The sequence below is a fragment of the Caulobacter sp. GW821-FHT09B11 genome, from assembly GCF_059418205.1.
This window is the reverse complement of the sequence record NZ_JBWKPK010000062.1, coordinates 1-14,568: the sequence shown is the minus strand read 5'-3', so window position 1 is coordinate 14,568 and position 14,568 is coordinate 1. Positions and strand designations below refer to the sequence as shown.

Sequence of the window (14,568 nt, the reverse complement as noted above, 5' to 3'; positions counted from 1 at the left end):
GGGAGCATCTTTCTGGCGATGCCTCGGCCAAGATCCTCCCCCTCTGGGGGAGGTGGCCCGGAGGGCCGGAGGGGGTCAGCCCGGAACGCGCTCGCTCCACAGGTCGAGGTCGCTCTCATGCCCGATCAGCGCCAGGCCCGAGGCGATCGACTCGAACTCGCCGCCGCTCTCGATGCGCTCGGCGCCGAACCGTCGCAGGAAGATCTCCCGCACCGCCGGCACGAAGGACGAGCCGCCGGTGAGGAACACACGGTCCACCGCGTCGGCCGACAGGCCCGAACGCTCCAGCGCCTGGTCCACCGCCGTCTCGATCGCCTTCAGCTCCGGCGCGATCCAGGCCTCGAACTCGCTCCTGGCCACCTCGCGCTCGATCTCCACCGAGCCGGCCTTGAACGAGAACAGCGCGCTTTCCCGGCTCGACAGCGCCTCCTTCAGGCCCGAGACCGAGCGGTAGAGAGCGTAGCCGTGGTTGTCGTCCAGCACCTCGATCAGGCGGCTGATCTTCTCCGGCTCGACCGCCGTGCGCTCCAGGGCGCGGATGTCGCGCATGTCCTTGGAGGCCCGCAGCATGGCCAGCTGGTCCCAGCGGGCGAAGGCGGTGTAGTAGCGCTGCGGGATCGGCAGGCGGCTCGACATGGCCTTGTAGAGGCTGCCCTTGCCAAGCTCGGGCGACACCACGTTGTCGATGATCCGGTAGTCGAAGGCGTCGCCGGCCACCCCGACGCCCGAACGGGCCAGCGGAACCGAGCGCAGCTGGCCGTCGTGACGCTCGAACCGCACGATCGAGAAGTCGCTGGTGCCGCCGCCGAAGTCGGCCACCAGCACCGTGGCGTCCTCCTTCAGCTGGCGGGCGAAGAAGAAGGCCGCGCCGACCGGCTCGTGGGCGTAGCGGATGTCGGAGAAGCCCAAGCGCTCGAAGGCGGCCTCGTAGCGGCGCAGGGCCAGGGCCTCGTCGGGATTGCCGCCGGCGAAGGTCACCGGCCGGCCGACGATCACCCGCGGCGGCAGGTCGCTCATCTGGCCGCCGGCGTGGTCGCGCAGCTTGAACAGGAACGCCGCCAGCAGGTCCTCGAACAGGTAGCGCCGGTCGAGGATCTTGGTCTCGGTGAAGGCGGCGCTGGCCGCGAAGGTCTTGAACGACTGGACGAAGCGCGTCTCCAGCGGGTCTTCGACATAGGCCTCGATGGCCCAGGGACCGGCCTCGATGACGCGCTCGGTCGGGCGGCCGTCGGGGCCGGCGACCGAGTGGAAGCTCAGCGCCGAGCGGAAGGCGAAGATGTCCTTCTCGCCGACGGGAAAGCGCACCAGGCGCGCGGGACCGCCGCCGTCGGCGATGGCGACGACGGTGTTGGTGGTGCCGAAATCGATGCCGATCGTCGGCTGGACGGCGGACGTCATGGGGAAGCTCGGGCCGGGGAGGGGCCGTGCGTCCTACAGCCATCAGCGCGGGGGTCAAGCGACTTAACGGGGTTTTTACGCCGCAGTCGAAAAACTGGGTTCGGCAACCGTGAATCCGGCGCGGACTTAGACAACATCCGGGGGGAAACAGACATGAAGCTCGACGATCTCAAGATCGCCTCGAAGGTCGCCCTGCCGGCCGTCGTGCTGGGCGCGGCGGTGCTGGCCTGCACGGGCCTGGGCGTCTGGCAGCAGAAGAGCCTGGACGCGGCCACCAGCCGCCTCGTCGAGCATCGGGCCCCCGCCGAGGTGCAGTCAGCCCGTTTCAGCCGCCGCCTCGCCATGATGGGCCACGCCGCCCACCGCACCGTCACCTATGATGGCGGGTCCGAGCAGGCACAGGCCGCCTCCAAGGAGCTCGACAAGGTCTATGGCGAGGGCAAGGACAGCCTGGCCAAGATGACCGGCTTCGACCCGGCGATCGCCGGGAAGGCCGAAGGCTTCCGCGCCCGCATCGACGCGCTGTACGGCCATGCGCGCGGCGCGGCGGACAAAGGTTTGTCCAACGATGACACCGGTGCCATCGCTGATCTTTCGGCCATGGATCCGGCGATCGCGAGCCTGGCCAAGGACGTGAAGGCCTGGGGCGACGGCTATCACGAGGAGACCGACGCCATGGTCGCCGCCGCCCGGTCCAAGGCCGAGCGCGGCGTGCTGCTGACCCTGCTGTTCGGCGTGGCCGCGGCGCTGGGCGGGGTCGCCTTCGCCCTGTGGATCGGGGCGGTGAAGATCTCGCGTCCGGTGGCCGGCCTGTCGCGAGCCATGAGCGATCTCGCCGAAGGCCGTCTGGAGGTGGCCGTGGCCGGCGCCGGCCGTCGCGACGAGGTCGGGCAGATGGCCCGCACCGTCCAGGTCTTCAAGGACAACGCCCTGGCCCTGAAGTCCGCCCAGGCCGAGCAGGCCCGCACCCGCGCCGCCGGCGACGAGGAGCGCGGCCGCAACGAAGCCGCGCGTGAAGCGGCCGCCGACGAGCAGGCCTTCGTCATGGAGCGGATCGCCCAGGGCCTTTCGCGCCTGTCGCGCGGCGACCTGACGGTGCGCGTCGCCGAGGCCTTCCCTGACGGCTATCGCCAGCTGCGCGACGACTTCAACGCCGCCATGGGCCATCTCGACGAGGCCATGGGCCAGATCCTGTCGGCCGTCGACGGCATCGGCCGGGGCTCCGACGAGATCGCCGCCGCCGCCGACCACACCGCCCGCCGCAGCGAGCAGCAGGCCGCCAGCCTGGAAGAGACCGCCGCCGCCCTCGACGAGATCACCGCCACTGTCCGTCGCGCCTCGCAGGGCGCGGGCGAGGCTGCCCGCGTGGTCGGCTCGGCCCGGGGCGACGCCGAGCGTTCGGGGCAGGTGGTGCGCGGCGCCGTCGAGGCCATGACCGGCATCGAAACCTCCTCGCGCCAGATCGGCCAGATCATCGGCGTCATCGACGAAATCGCCTTCCAGACCAACCTGCTGGCCCTCAACGCCGGCGTGGAAGCCGCTCGTGCCGGCGAGGCGGGGCGCGGCTTCGCCGTCGTCGCCCAGGAAGTTCGTGCGCTGGCCCAGCGTTCGGCCGACGCCGCCAAGGAGATCAAGACCTTGATCTCGACCTCGGCCCGCCAGGTCGACGAGGGCGTCAAGCTGGTCGGCCAGACCGGCGAGGCGCTGGAAGGCATCGTCTGCAAGGTCGGCGAGATCGACGCCCTGGTCCGCGAACTGGCGGCCTCGGCCGGCGAGCAGGCCACCGGCCTCAACGAGGTCAATGCGGCCGTGAATCAGATGGACCAGGGCGTGCAGCAGAACGCCGCCATGGTCGAAGAAGCCAACGCCGTCGCCCACGCCCTGAAGAGCGAGATCGCCGGGCTGGTTGAGATGACGGAACGGTTCCGGGTGTCGGGCGAGAGGCAGGCGCGAGGCTACCGGATGGCGGGGTAGGGGTCGGTTCGCATTGACTTTTCCTCCGCGCGCCCGTCCTTGGCGCGCTCACTTGGAAGGGCCGGATCTTGGAACAGTTCGACGTCGTGGTGCTGGGAGCCGGCGCGGCCGGCATGATGTGCGCCATCGAGGCCGGCAAGCGCGGGCGTTCGGTGCTGATCGTGGATCACGCCAAGGCGCCGGGCGAGAAGATCCGCATCAGCGGCGGCGGCCGCTGCAACTTCACCAACATGGGCGCGACGCCGGCCAACTTCCTGTCGGCCAATCCGAAGTTCTGCGTCTCGGCCCTGCGCCGCTATAGGCCGACCGACTTCATCGCGCTGGTCCGCAAGCACGGGATCGACTTCCACGAAAAGACCCTTGGCCAGCTGTTCTGCGACGACTCCGCCAAGGACATCATCGCCATGCTGCTGGACGAGATGGAGCAGGCCGGCGTCGTGCTGCGGCTGGAGACGAGCGTCGAGGGCGTGGCCAAGGACGGCGAGGGCTTCGTCGTCCGCCTCTCGAGCGGTCCGGTCGCCTGCGCCTCGGTGGTGGTCGCCACCGGCGGCAAGTCGATCCCGAAGATGGGTGCGACGGGCCTGGGCTATGACATCGCCCGCCAGTTTGGCCTGGCCATCGTCGAGACCCGGCCGGCCCTGGTGCCGCTGACCTTCGAGGCCCGCACCCTCGAGCGGCTGTCGCCGCTGTCGGGCGTCTCGGTGGACGCTGTGGTCAAGAGCGGCAAGACCAAGTTCCGGGAAGGCATGCTGTTCACCCACCGGGGCCTGTCGGGGCCGTCGATCCTGCAGATCTCGTCGTACTGGCGCGAGGGCGGCGAGATCGTCGTCGACATGGCGCCGGGGACCGACGTCTTCGCGACGCTGAAGGCCGAGCGCGCCGTCAACGGCCGTCGGGCGCTGCATACCGTGCTCGGCGAGATCGTGCCCAAGCGACTGGCGCAGATGATCGTCGACGACGAGGGCGTCACCGGCAACATCGCCGACTGCTCGGACAAGGTGCTGGCCCGCGTGGCGGCCGTGGTCAACGCCTGGACGGTCAAGCCGGTCGGCTCGGAGGGCTATCGCACGGCGGAAGTCACGCTGGGCGGGGTCGACACCGACGGCCTGGATTCCCGCAGCATGGCGGCCAAGGCCGTGCCCGGGCTCTACTTCATCGGCGAGGTGGTCGACGTCACCGGCTGGCTGGGCGGGTATAATTTCCAGTGGGCCTGGGCGTCGGGATGGTGCGCGGGGCAGGCGGCGTAACCGGCCCCCTCCGGCCCTCCGGGCCACCTCCCCCAGAGGGGGAGGATTTGTTTAGCGCGGCGCTCTCCAAGATCCTCCCCCTCTGGGGGAGCTGTCGCGGAGCGACTGAGGGGGCTTTCGCCCCCGCAGACTACTTCTTCTTGAACGGCGGCTTGGGCTTGCCGGCGAAGTCGCTCTTGCCCTTGAAGGGCTTGGGGCCCTTGAACGCCGGCTTGTCGCCGAAGGCCGGCTTGGCCTTGTAGGGCTTGGCCGGGGCGTCGCCGAACGCCTTGGGCGCACGGGGCTTGTATTCGCGCGGGGCGTCACCGTCGCGGGCTTCGGTGCGGGGCTTGTAGGCCCGCTTCGGGGCGCCGTCGCTTTCGATCGGCGAATACGGACGCGGAGCCGCATCGCGATCGCGCGGCTTGAAGTCGCGAGGCTTGTCGTCCCGCGGCGGACGCGGCTTGTAGTCGCCCTTGGGCTCGTCGCCACGAGCGTAGGGCTTGGCGCTGCTGGCGCCATCGCGATCATAGCCGCCAGGACGCGGAGTGTGGTCGCGCGAGCCCGGGGCGTTGGCGCGGGGGCCGCGCGGCGCGTCGTCGTAGTTGCGCGGCGGGCGCGGCGCGCGCGGAGCGTCGCCGTCGAACTCGCGACGCGGGCCGCGCGGAGCAGGCGCCGCGGTCGGGGTGATCGAGACGTCTTCGCGAACGGTCGACTGGACCGCCGCGCCGAACTTCACGGCCGCCTCGGCCGAGATCTCGAACTTGGTGTCGTAGTCGAAGATCCGGATCGAGCCGATGTCCTTCTTGGTGATGTGGCCCTGGCGGCAGATCAGCGGGATCAGCCACTTGGGATCGGCGTTGCCGCGACGGCCGACGCTGATGCGGAACCACTCCGAGCCGTCCATGCTGGTGCGCGGTTCGCGCTCGGGACGGTCGCCGAAGTCACGCGGGGCGAAGTCGCGGTCGCCGCGGGGCTCGCGCGAGCGCGGGCCCGGATCGGCGCCGTGGCGCGGGTCGTCGTAGATCTCTTCCGGGGCCGGCAGCTTGGCGCGGCGGGTGCGGATCAGGGCCGCGGCGATCTCGGTCGGGGTGCGCTTGGCCAGCATGGCTTCCGCCAGGGCCAGGTCTTCCTCGTTCGAGGCCTCGGCGAAGATCGGATCGTCGAGCAGGCGCTCGGTGTCCTTGGCGCGGATCTCGTCGGCGCTCGGGGCGCCGCCCCAGACGCCTTCGACACCGGCCGCGAACAGCAGCTGTTCGGCCTTGCGACGGCGGGTGTAGGGCACGACCAGGGCGCTGACGCCCTTCTTGCCGGCCCGGCCGGTGCGGCCCGAACGGTGCAGCAGGGTCGCCTTGTTGACCGGCAGTTCGGCGTGGATGACGAGACCCAGGTCCGGCAGGTCGAGGCCGCGGGCGGCGACGTCGGTGGCGACGCAGACGCGGGCGTGGCCGTCGCGCAGGGCCTGCAGGGCGTCGGCGCGCTCACGCTGGCTCAGTTCGCCCGACAGGCCGACGACGTCGAAGCCGCGCTCGCGCAGCTTGCTGTGCAGCGAACGGACGCTTTCGCGGGTGTTGGCGAACACCAGGGCGCCAGGGCTTTCGAAATAGCGCAGCAGGTTGACGACCGCGTGCTCGGTCTCGTTCGGCGCCACGCGCACGGCGCGGTACTCGATGTCGCGGTGCGGCTCGTTGCGGTCGATGGTGTCGATGCGCAGGGCGTCGTTCTGGTAGTTCTTGGCCAGGGCGATGATGTCGCGCGCCAGGGTGGCCGAGAACAGCAGGGTGCGGCGTTCGGCCGGGGCGGCGTCGAGAATGAACTCGAGGTCTTCGCGGAAGCCCATGTCGAGCATCTCGTCGGCCTCGTCGAGGACGGCGACCTTCAGCTCGGAGAGATCCAGGTGGCCGCGCTCGATGTGGTCGCGCAGGCGGCCCGGGGTGCCGACCACTATGTGGGCGCCGAAGTTCAGGGCGCGCTGTTCGCGACGCGCGTCCATGCCGCCGACGCAGTTGACGACCGTGGCGCCGGCCTGGGCGTAGAGCCACTCCAGTTCGCGATTGACCTGCATGGCCAGTTCGCGGGTCGGGGCGATGACCAGGCACATCGGCAGGCCGGCCTTGGGCAGGCGCTCGGCGTCGCCCAGCAGGGTCGGGGCGGCGGCCAGGCCGAAGGCCACGGTCTTGCCCGAGCCGGTCTGGGCGCTGACCAGCAGGTCGCGGCCTTCGGCGTCGGCTTCCAGCACGGCGGCCTGGACGGGGGTGGGCTCGGCGTAACCCTGAGCGGCGAGAGCCCGCTCAAGAGCGGGGTGAGAGGCGGGGAAGGGCATGTTGGTCCAGTTCGATCCTGCAGGCGGCGGCACACAAAAACGCCCGCGGCCTGCGCCACGACCAAATTACGACCCCGATGTCCCGGACCCGTCTGATTGGTCACTTGTCATGAAAATAAACTCCTCCGGTCGCCAAAACGAGGCGCTCGGGCGACCGAGGAAGTTTGGAAAGTCGCGTTAAGACGCCAATCTGCCTCGAAAGGCAAGAGCCGGCGGATAATTAGCCCCCACTGCGGCGCTTTGGCCGCAGCGTTTGGTTAAACGAAAACGCCCCGCCCGGAGTGTCCGGACGGGGCGTCGTTCAGGCGATGCGCGGCGCGATCAGCTCTTGGGCGAAGCCATGTTCGGCAGCTTGCTGGCCGTGGCCTTGTTGGCTTCGTGCTGGGCGGGCGGCAGCGGGATCAGGCCGCGGCCCTGCAGGTAGCCGCCGCGGCCGGTGGCGGCGTCGGAGACGAACTCGGCCAGGTATTCCTTCAGGCCCGGGGTCACGCCGACCTGGCCCTTCTTGACGTAGATGTAGAGCGAGCGCGACAGCGGGTAGCTGCCGTTGGCGATCGCCTGCGGGGTCGGCTTCACGCCGTTGACCGCCGCGCCCTTGATGACGTTGGCGTTCTCTTCGAGGAACGAGAAGCCGAACACGCCCAGGGCGCCCGGGGTCTTGGTCAGGGTGCCGACGATGGCGTTGTCGTTCTCGCCGGCGTCGATCCAGCCGCCGTCCTTGCGCAGCGGGTCGATCTTGGCCTTGAAGGCCTTCTCGTCGCTGTCATGCAGGGACTTGGCGGTCGGGAACTTCTTGGCGCCGTTCTCGATGGCCAGCTCGACCCAGGCGTCACGCGTGCCCGAGGTGGGCGGCGGGCCGTAGACCAGGATGCGGTTGGCCGGCAGGCCGGCGCCCACGTCCTTCCAGGTCTTGTACGGGTTGGCCACGAACTGGCCGCCGCGCAGGGTGTTCTGGGCCAGGCCCAGATACAGGTGCTCGAGCTTGAAGTTGTAGTCGGGCGACTTCTTGTCCATCGCGATGACGATGCCGTCGAAGCCGATCTTGATCTCGACGATGTCCTTGACGCCCTTGGCCTTGCAGGCCTCGAACTCGGACTTCTTCATCGGACGCGAGGCGTTGGCGATGTCGGGGAAGCCCTCGCCCATGCCGCCGCAGAACATCTTGATGCCCCCGCCGGTGCCGAGGCTCTCGACCTTGGGCGACTTCTTGCCGGTCTTCTTGGCGTAGTTTTCGGCGACGCGGGTGCTGAACGGGAAGACGGTCGAAGAGCCGGCGGCCCAGACGTAGTCACGGGCGGCGTGGGCGCTGGGCGCCAGGGCCAGCAGGCCGAGCGCGGCGGCGGCTCCGAGGAAGGCTTTCATGGACGACATCCTGATGGTCGGCTTGGGGCCACGGGAATCATTGGACGCGTTGAAGGATCAGGGGGATCGATCCTTCAACCTCGCCGCGCACAGACTAGCGGCGACGAGGTCGGCTATTTGTCACAGTTCGACGACAGATTTGCGACACCGTCCATGAAAACGTCCGACCACGGATCAGGATGCGTCGGCGGGCGGGTGGCGGTCGAGGACGTCGAGGACTTTTTCCTTGGGCCGGGCCAGCACCGCGCCCTTGGGGGTGACCACGATCGGGCGCTCGACCAGGATGGGGTGCTCGACCATGGCCGCCAGGATGGCGTCGTCGGACGTCGCCGGATCGGTCAGGCCCAGCTCCTCGGCCAGCGCGCCCTTGACGCGCAGCAGGCCGCGGGCGCCGAGACCGGTGCGGGCGGCGAGGTCCTTCAGCTGTTCCAGCGTCCAGCCGGCCTTTAGGTATTCGACCACGGTCGGCGCGTAGCCGGCGGCCTCGATGATCGCCAGCGTGTTGCGCGAGGTTCCGCACTTGGGATTGTGGAAGATGGTGACGGGGAAGGTCATGCGGGGCCTCTCGATGCTTTGGCGAGGCAGATAGCAAGTCGGCCGCCCGGTCGCCACGGCAAGTGTGACGCTTCAGGATAGTAGTTGCGATTCACTCGCAATGATGCGAGGAGGGCGCCCCCGACCGGAGAGGAGCGCCCGATGCGCGACGACCGGGGTCTGGACGACCCGCCGCCTTCACTCGACGAACTCCTTTCGGAGCCGATCGTCCGTCTGCTGATGCGTCGGGACGGGGTGGAGGAGGGCGAGGTCCGCAAGCTCATCGCCCGGGTCGCCCTCCGCCGGAAGCGCTAGAGACTCTTGAGGATCAGGTTGGGCAGCACGCTGTTGTCCCACTCGGGCGTCTTGGGCGGGCTATCGCCGACTCGCAGCACGATCAGGCGCTTGGACGGCACGATGTAGACCACCTGGTTTGAATTCCCGCAGAAGAGATAGAGGTCGTCGGCGAGGTAGGGCTCGCTGTGCAGGATCTTGGGCCAGGGCAGGTCCGGCGCGGCCCAGCCGCGGCGCTCCAGATAGGGCGCGCCGATATAGACGCCCAGGCCGTAGTGCGGGTTCTGCTCGGTCGGGGTGCGCATCTCGCCCACATAGCCCTCGTGCAGCAGGCGCGCGCCGGCGTGGACTCCGTCGTCGAGCAGCAGGATCGCCAGGCGCAGCCAGCTTTCGGCCGGCAGCAGGATGCAGCAGCCCGAGTGCGCAAGGCCGCCCGGACGATCGACCCAGATCTGGCCTCCCGGCGCGTCGATGGGCTTGAGCACTTCTTCGGAGATGAACTCGGCGTAGCGGCGGCCGGTGGCGCGCTCGATGACCAGGGCCACCAGCTCCGAAGTGGCGTTGGCGTAGTCGTAGCGGCTGCCCGGCGTATGGACGAGCGGGTAGTCGTTGATCAGCACGTCGTCATGGCGCGGGTGCAGATAGGCGCGGTTCAGCACGTCGGCCGGGTCGGTGCTGAAGCCTTGGGGCAGCAGGCCCGTGCGCATGTCGAGCGTGTGGCGCACCAGAATGTCGGCCTTGGGCGTGCCCTTCCACTCGGTGATGAAGTCGGCGACCGACTGGTCCAGCGACTCGATCACGCCCAGCGCCAGGGCGCGGCCGATGGCGACGGCGGTCAGCGGCTTGGCCAGCGACTTGGAAGCCAGCAGCGACGGGCGGGCCGCGCCGGCGAAATAGGTCTCGCGTTCCAGCACGCCATCGCGCCAGACCATGAAGGCCTTGGCGTTGCTGTCCTTGGCGTAGGCCTCGGCCGCATCCAGCGCCGCAGCGTCGATCGTGGCCGTCGCGGCGGCCGGAATCAGCGTGCGCCCAGCCGCCCCGGGCACCGGCTCCAGCGTGTCGTAGGTCTCCTGCGGAGCGTTGGCGGCGGCCTGAAAGCGCTGAAGATACAAAGCCTCGTCGGCTGACGTTACGGAAGTTTCAGCGGTCATCTCGGGCTCCGACGTTATGTGAGCCTGACCGTAAATCCACGAATTGCCACTTCGTTGACCGCGTGGTCAAATATCCGCCCTGCGAAAGAGCAGGCGACGCACAAAAGACGACTCCGACCGTGGCGGGGCTTCGTTGCGCTATCCGGCGAACGGATAGTCGGGACGTGGTTTCCGCCAGACCCTCGCCGCCACGGTCTGGAGTTCGCGTGAATCTGGAGGAGGCGTTTCTATGGAAAAAGGTGTGCCGATCAGGGCCATCAGCCGCTGCATCTCGGTGCTGCAGGCGATCAACCGCCGTGGTTCGCTGTCGATGATGGAGATCGCCCAGACCTCGGGCGTGCCCTATCCGACGGCCTGCCGCATCGTGCAGACCCTGCTGCACGAGAAGCTGATCGAGCGGGAGCCGGCCCGGAAGCGCTATCGACCGACCATGCTGGTGCAGTCGCTGTCGCATGGGTTCCAGGAGAGCGATCGCCTGGTCGCCTGCGCCCGCCCGCACATCGTCGACCTGACGGCCAAGGTGACCTGGCCGGTGTCGATCGCGACCAGGGTCGGCCAGCAGATGATGATCCGCGACTCGACCCACACGATGACGTCGCTGACGCTGAACAACTATTATCCGGGCTACACCCTGCCGATTCTGGAGAGCGCGGCGGGCAAGGCGTATCTCGCCTTCGCCAGCCCCGACGAGCAGGCGGCCGTGCTGGAGGCCTATCGCCGCGGCGAGGGCCAGGTCGATCCGCTGACCCTGCAATATGCGGAGTCCGGCGGCATGTTCTCCGACATCATCGAGGCCGGCTGGGCGACCAAGGGGCGCAATCCCTACACGGCCACGCCGGGCAAGACCTCGTCGATCGGCGCGCCGATCTTCAACAGCGAGGGCGTTTGCGGGGCGCTGGTGCTGGTGTTCTTCAGCTCGTCGATGAAGATGCCGGACGCCGTCAAGCAGTACGGCGACAAGCTGAAGTCGGCCGCGGCCGCCATCAGCCGCGACTTGTCGGAGCCGCTGTCCCGCGCCGCCTGATGGCGCGGGCGAGCGCCTCAGGCGGTCTTCTCGGGCGTGGTCCATTGCGGATAGCGTCCCATCAGGAGGATCAGCGCGCCGCTGGCGACAAAGCCGGCGGCCGCGATCGCCAGGGCGCGGCCGTAGCCGCCATCGTGGTCGTAGAGGGCTCCGAAGCCGATGGCGCCGATCGGCACGCCCAGCGAGATGGCGATGCCGATCAGGGCGTAGACCGCGCCGTACGAGCGCATGCCGAAATAGCGGGCGACGAAGAAGGCGGCGACGTCGACCTCGCCGCCCTGCGCCGCGCCGATCAGCAGCACGGCCAGCACGGCCAGCGGCCACTGGCCGTGGCCGATGGCCAGCAGGCCGACGCCCAGGGCCGGCAGGACGAGGGCGATGGCGGCCGGGATCGGGGCCCAGAAGCGGTCCACCGCCCAGCCGACGACGATTCGTCCCAGCGCCACCGAGACCGCCAGCAGGGCCACCAGCCAGCCGGCGACGCGGGCGTCGAGGCCCTGGTCGGTGAGGATCGGCTGAAGTTGGCTGATGACGCCGGTCAGGCCGGCCGTGGCCAGCAGGATGGCCAGCGACAGGATCCAGAAGCGGCCGGTCTTCAAGGCCTGGCCGGCGGTCAGGCCGACCTGAGAGACGCGCTTGGCCGCATCGATCTCGGTCGCGGCGGCGCCGTGCTTGGCCAGCCAGCGCGGGCGCTCCCACAGGGCGAGGAAGACGGTCGGCAGGGCGACAAACAGCGACAGTCCCGCCAGCGTCGCATAGCCGCCGCGCCAGCCGTGATGGGCGATGACGAAGCTAAGCAGCGGCGCGCTCAGCGCCGCGACCAGCGAGACGCCGGTCAGGGTCAGGCCGAGAGACAGGCCGCGACCCTTCTCGAACCAAGTGTTGACCGCCCGGGTGTAGCCGATCGGTCCGGTGCCGCAGCCCAGGATCACCAAAAGGGCGAAGAGGCCATAGAAGGCGCCCAGCGACGGCGGCATGGCGGCCAGGCCCAGATAGACCGCCGCCAGCAGGACGATGGAGACCATCGCCACCGGCCGCACCCCGACCTTGTCGATCAGCCAGCCGAGCACGGGGGCGACGAACAGGGCCGCCAGGGCCGCGCCCTGGGCCTGGGCGATCTTGCCCCGGCTCCAGCCCAGATCCGCCTGAAGCGCCTTCACGAAGAGAGAGCCGACATATTGCTGCAGGCTGATGCCGCAGCCGACCCCGATCCCGGCGGCCAGCACCACGCGCCAGCCCTTGCGGAATTCGTCCCGAACCTCGCTCACGCCTCAAGTCCCCCAATAGCCCCATTGGAGCATCCGACGGCTCGCGCGCGGCGCGCCATCGCTTCGCGCGGCTTGATCGACAGGCGGGGAGGGCGCGCGGGAAAGCGGCGGCCAGACCGCCCGCGCTTCAAAACAGATCCCAGTTCATTCCGACGGAGTTTCCCATGGCGGACGCCAGCGACGCAGCGATCTTCGGCCCCTCGCGGGAAGCCCTGGCCTTTCTTGCGCAGACCCATGGCCAGCTGATCGGCGAGGCCTTCGTCGAGGGGCGCGGCGAGACCCTGATCGAGGTCGAGAATCCGGCGACGGAGCAGACGATCGCCAAGGTGCGCGCGACCTCGGCCGAGGATCTCGACCTGGCCGTCGCCGCCGCCCGCAAGGCCTTCAAGGGCTGGAGCCGCACCTCCGGCGCCGACCGCGCCCGGATCATGCTGCGCTTCGCCGACCTGCTTGAGCGCGACGCCGACAAGCTGGCCGAGATCGAGGTGCTGGAAAACGGCATGCCGATCGCCCTGTCGGGCGCGACCATCAAGGGCTTCTGCGCCGACTACGTGCGCTATTACGCGGGCCTGGCCACCAAGCTGGAGGGCTCGACCATCCCGGCCCGGGCCAACGGCCGCGAGGCGCTCGATCTCCTCGTCTATACGGTGCGCGAGCCGGTGGGCGTGGTCGGGGCGATCGTGCCCTGGAACGTGCCGGTGTCGATGATCATCCTGAAGCTGGCGCCGGCCCTGGCCTCGGGCTGCACGCTCGTCTTGAAGAGCGCCGAGCTGACGCCGCTGACCTCGATCCTGGTGGCGCGGCTGTGGCTGGAAGCCGGCGGCCCGCCCGGCGTGTTCAACCTGATCCACGGCCTGGGCCACGAGATCGGCGCCGCGCTGGTCTCGCACCCGGGGATCGACAAGATCACCTTCACCGGCTCGACGGCGGTGGGCAAGGAGATCGTCCGCGCGGTCAGTCATGACTTGAAGCGCGTATCGCTGGAGCTGGGCGGCAAGTCGCCGTTCGTGATCTTCCCCGACGCGGACCTGGCCGACGCCATCCCGTCTGCGGCCCTGGCCTGCTTCTTCCTGTCGGGCCAGAACTGCATGGCCGGCACGCGCCTGTTCGTGCACGAAAAGGTGCTGGAGCCGGTGCTCGAAGGCCTGGCCCAGACCGCCGCCTATCTGAAGGTCGGTCCGGGCCTGGACCCGACGACGATGATCGGCCCGTTGGTCTCGGCCCGTCAGAAGGGCCGGGTGCTGGAGCATGTCGAGGCCGCCGCCGCCCAGGGCGCGCGCCTGACCTATGCCGGCGGCGTGCCGGACGGCCCCGGCCACTACGTCGCCCCGACCATCTATGCCAACGTCAGCCCCGACATGCGCCTGGCCCGCGAAGAGGTGTTCGGTCCGGTGCTGGGTGTGCAGGCGTTCGGCGACGATGACGAGGCGCTGCTTTCGGCGATCAACGCCACGACCTACGGCCTGTCGGGCTCGGTCTGGACCAAGGACCTCTCGCGCGCCCACCGCATGGCCCGCGCCATCGACAGCGGCCAGGTGGGGGTCAACATCCACGCGGCCCTGAGCCCCGAGACCCCGTTCGGCGGCAACCGCCAGTCCGGCTGGGGCCGTGAGTTCGGGCGCGAGGGGATCGACTCGTACCTGAAGACCAAGGCCGTGAGCGTGAACCTGGGGCCGTTGTAGCCCGCCTGCCGGCGGGCCCCCTCCGGCCCTCCGGGCCACCTCCCCCAGAGGGGGAGGATCTTAAGCGCCAACATGCTCCCCCTCGGGGGGAGCTGTCGCGGAGCGACTGAGGGGGCCGCGCGGACGCGCGGCTGCGGCCTCTCGTGGAAACCACGGAAGTTGATCGGAGAGGGCGCGGGGCGTCCGGGCATCGCCCGGAGGTGTGAGTTTTAAGTACCGTTTCGACGAAGCTCTGACGCCCCGCGCGATCGTTGAACCTCAGGCCGGGGCGCGCGGGCCTTTTCCGCCCTTCACCCCCTTCGGCATCTGCCTTCCCCGGAACCGGGCTGTGA

Annotated in this window: 11 protein-coding genes; 5 read left to right on the top strand and 6 right to left on the bottom strand. The window is 69.5% G+C overall.

What is annotated here, in order from left to right; all coding sequences use genetic code 11:
* Positions 1–75: 75 nt before the first annotated feature.
* Positions 76–1,398, bottom strand: coding sequence for an Hsp70 family protein (locus AC07N1_RS25040; RefSeq protein WP_494674257.1), 1,323 nt, complete (start codon positions 1,396–1,398; stop codon positions 76–78).
* Between the two features lie 153 nt (positions 1,399–1,551).
* On the opposite strand from AC07N1_RS25040, the gene AC07N1_RS25035 reads away from it, so the two are divergent.
* Both AC07N1_RS25035 and AC07N1_RS25030 read left to right on the top strand, forming a co-directional pair.
* Entirely contained in the window at positions 1,552–3,372 is a 1,821-nt protein-coding gene (locus AC07N1_RS25035) for a methyl-accepting chemotaxis protein (RefSeq protein WP_494674256.1), read from the top strand.
* 68 nt (positions 3,373–3,440) lie between these two features.
* Positions 3,441–4,619 carry a BaiN/RdsA family NAD(P)/FAD-dependent oxidoreductase gene (locus AC07N1_RS25030; RefSeq protein WP_494674255.1) on the top strand — a complete coding sequence of 393 codons (1,179 nt, stop codon included), beginning with the start codon at positions 3,441–3,443 and terminating at the stop codon, positions 4,617–4,619.
* 130 nt (positions 4,620–4,749) lie between these two features.
* Here the strand turns inward: AC07N1_RS25030 and AC07N1_RS25025 are convergent, their stop codons facing one another.
* The 3 genes from AC07N1_RS25025 to arsC all read right to left on the bottom strand — a co-directional run bounded on the left by AC07N1_RS25025 (position 4,750) and on the right by arsC (position 8,838).
* A complete protein-coding gene (locus tag AC07N1_RS25025; RefSeq protein WP_494674254.1) occupies positions 4,750–6,921 on the bottom strand; it encodes a DEAD/DEAH box helicase in 2,172 nt (723 codons plus the stop codon).
* A gap of 321 nt (positions 6,922–7,242) precedes the next feature.
* Complete coding sequence (locus AC07N1_RS25020; RefSeq protein WP_494674253.1) at positions 7,243–8,283, bottom strand: substrate-binding domain-containing protein; 1,041 nt, start codon at positions 8,281–8,283, stop codon at positions 7,243–7,245.
* A gap of 174 nt (positions 8,284–8,457) precedes the next feature.
* Positions 8,458–8,838, bottom strand: coding sequence for an arsenate reductase (glutaredoxin) (gene arsC, locus AC07N1_RS25015; protein WP_494674252.1), 381 nt, complete (start codon positions 8,836–8,838; stop codon positions 8,458–8,460).
* 141 nt (positions 8,839–8,979) lie between these two features.
* Between arsC and AC07N1_RS25010 the strand changes: the two genes are divergently transcribed.
* Positions 8,980–9,132 carry a hypothetical protein gene (locus tag AC07N1_RS25010; protein WP_158285847.1) on the top strand — a complete coding sequence of 51 codons (153 nt, stop codon included), beginning with the start codon at positions 8,980–8,982 and terminating at the stop codon, positions 9,130–9,132.
* On the opposite strand, the gene AC07N1_RS25005 is transcribed toward AC07N1_RS25010, so the two are convergent.
* The gene (locus AC07N1_RS25005; RefSeq protein WP_494674251.1) at positions 9,129–10,262 is read right to left on the bottom strand and encodes a serine hydrolase domain-containing protein; all 1,134 of its coding nucleotides are present in this window, start codon (positions 10,260–10,262) and stop codon (positions 9,129–9,131) included. The two genes, AC07N1_RS25010 and AC07N1_RS25005, sit on opposite strands and share 4 nt — an antisense overlap.
* Before the next feature lie 229 nt (positions 10,263–10,491).
* Here AC07N1_RS25005 and AC07N1_RS25000 point away from each other — a divergent pair, with 229 nt between their 5' ends.
* Positions 10,492–11,286, top strand: coding sequence for an IclR family transcriptional regulator domain-containing protein (locus tag AC07N1_RS25000; protein ID WP_487292569.1), 795 nt, complete (start codon positions 10,492–10,494; stop codon positions 11,284–11,286).
* A gap of 17 nt (positions 11,287–11,303) precedes the next feature.
* On the opposite strand, the gene AC07N1_RS24995 is transcribed toward AC07N1_RS25000, so the two are convergent.
* Positions 11,304–12,554 (bottom strand): MFS transporter, encoded by a 1,251-nt coding sequence (locus AC07N1_RS24995; protein WP_494674250.1) that lies wholly within the window; start codon positions 12,552–12,554, stop codon positions 11,304–11,306.
* Between the two features lie 164 nt (positions 12,555–12,718).
* On the opposite strand from AC07N1_RS24995, the gene AC07N1_RS24990 reads away from it, so the two are divergent.
* Positions 12,719–14,236, top strand: coding sequence for an aldehyde dehydrogenase family protein (locus AC07N1_RS24990; RefSeq protein ID WP_494674249.1), 1,518 nt, complete (start codon positions 12,719–12,721; stop codon positions 14,234–14,236).
* Positions 14,237–14,568: the final 332 nt, after the last annotated feature.

Coding starts and splice junctions, on each gene's coding strand:
- AC07N1_RS25040 (WP_494674257.1), bottom strand. CDS start 1,398: ATGACGTCCGCCGTCCAGCCGACGATCGGCATCGATTTCGGCACCACC.
- AC07N1_RS25035 (WP_494674256.1), top strand. CDS start 1,552: ATGAAGCTCGACGATCTCAAGATCGCCTCGAAGGTCGCCCTGCCGGCC.
- AC07N1_RS25025 (WP_494674254.1), bottom strand. CDS start 6,921: ATGCCCTTCCCCGCCTCTCACCCCGCTCTTGAGCGGGCTCTCGCCGCT.
- AC07N1_RS25020 (WP_494674253.1), bottom strand. CDS start 8,283: ATGAAAGCCTTCCTCGGAGCCGCCGCCGCGCTCGGCCTGCTGGCCCTG.
- arsC (WP_494674252.1), bottom strand. CDS start 8,838: ATGACCTTCCCCGTCACCATCTTCCACAATCCCAAGTGCGGAACCTCG.
- AC07N1_RS25010 (WP_158285847.1), top strand. CDS start 8,980: ATGCGCGACGACCGGGGTCTGGACGACCCGCCGCCTTCACTCGACGAA.
- AC07N1_RS25005 (WP_494674251.1), bottom strand. CDS start 10,262: ATGACCGCTGAAACTTCCGTAACGTCAGCCGACGAGGCTTTGTATCTT.
- AC07N1_RS25000 (WP_487292569.1), top strand. CDS start 10,492: ATGGAAAAAGGTGTGCCGATCAGGGCCATCAGCCGCTGCATCTCGGTG.
- AC07N1_RS24990 (WP_494674249.1), top strand. CDS start 12,719: ATGGCGGACGCCAGCGACGCAGCGATCTTCGGCCCCTCGCGGGAAGCC.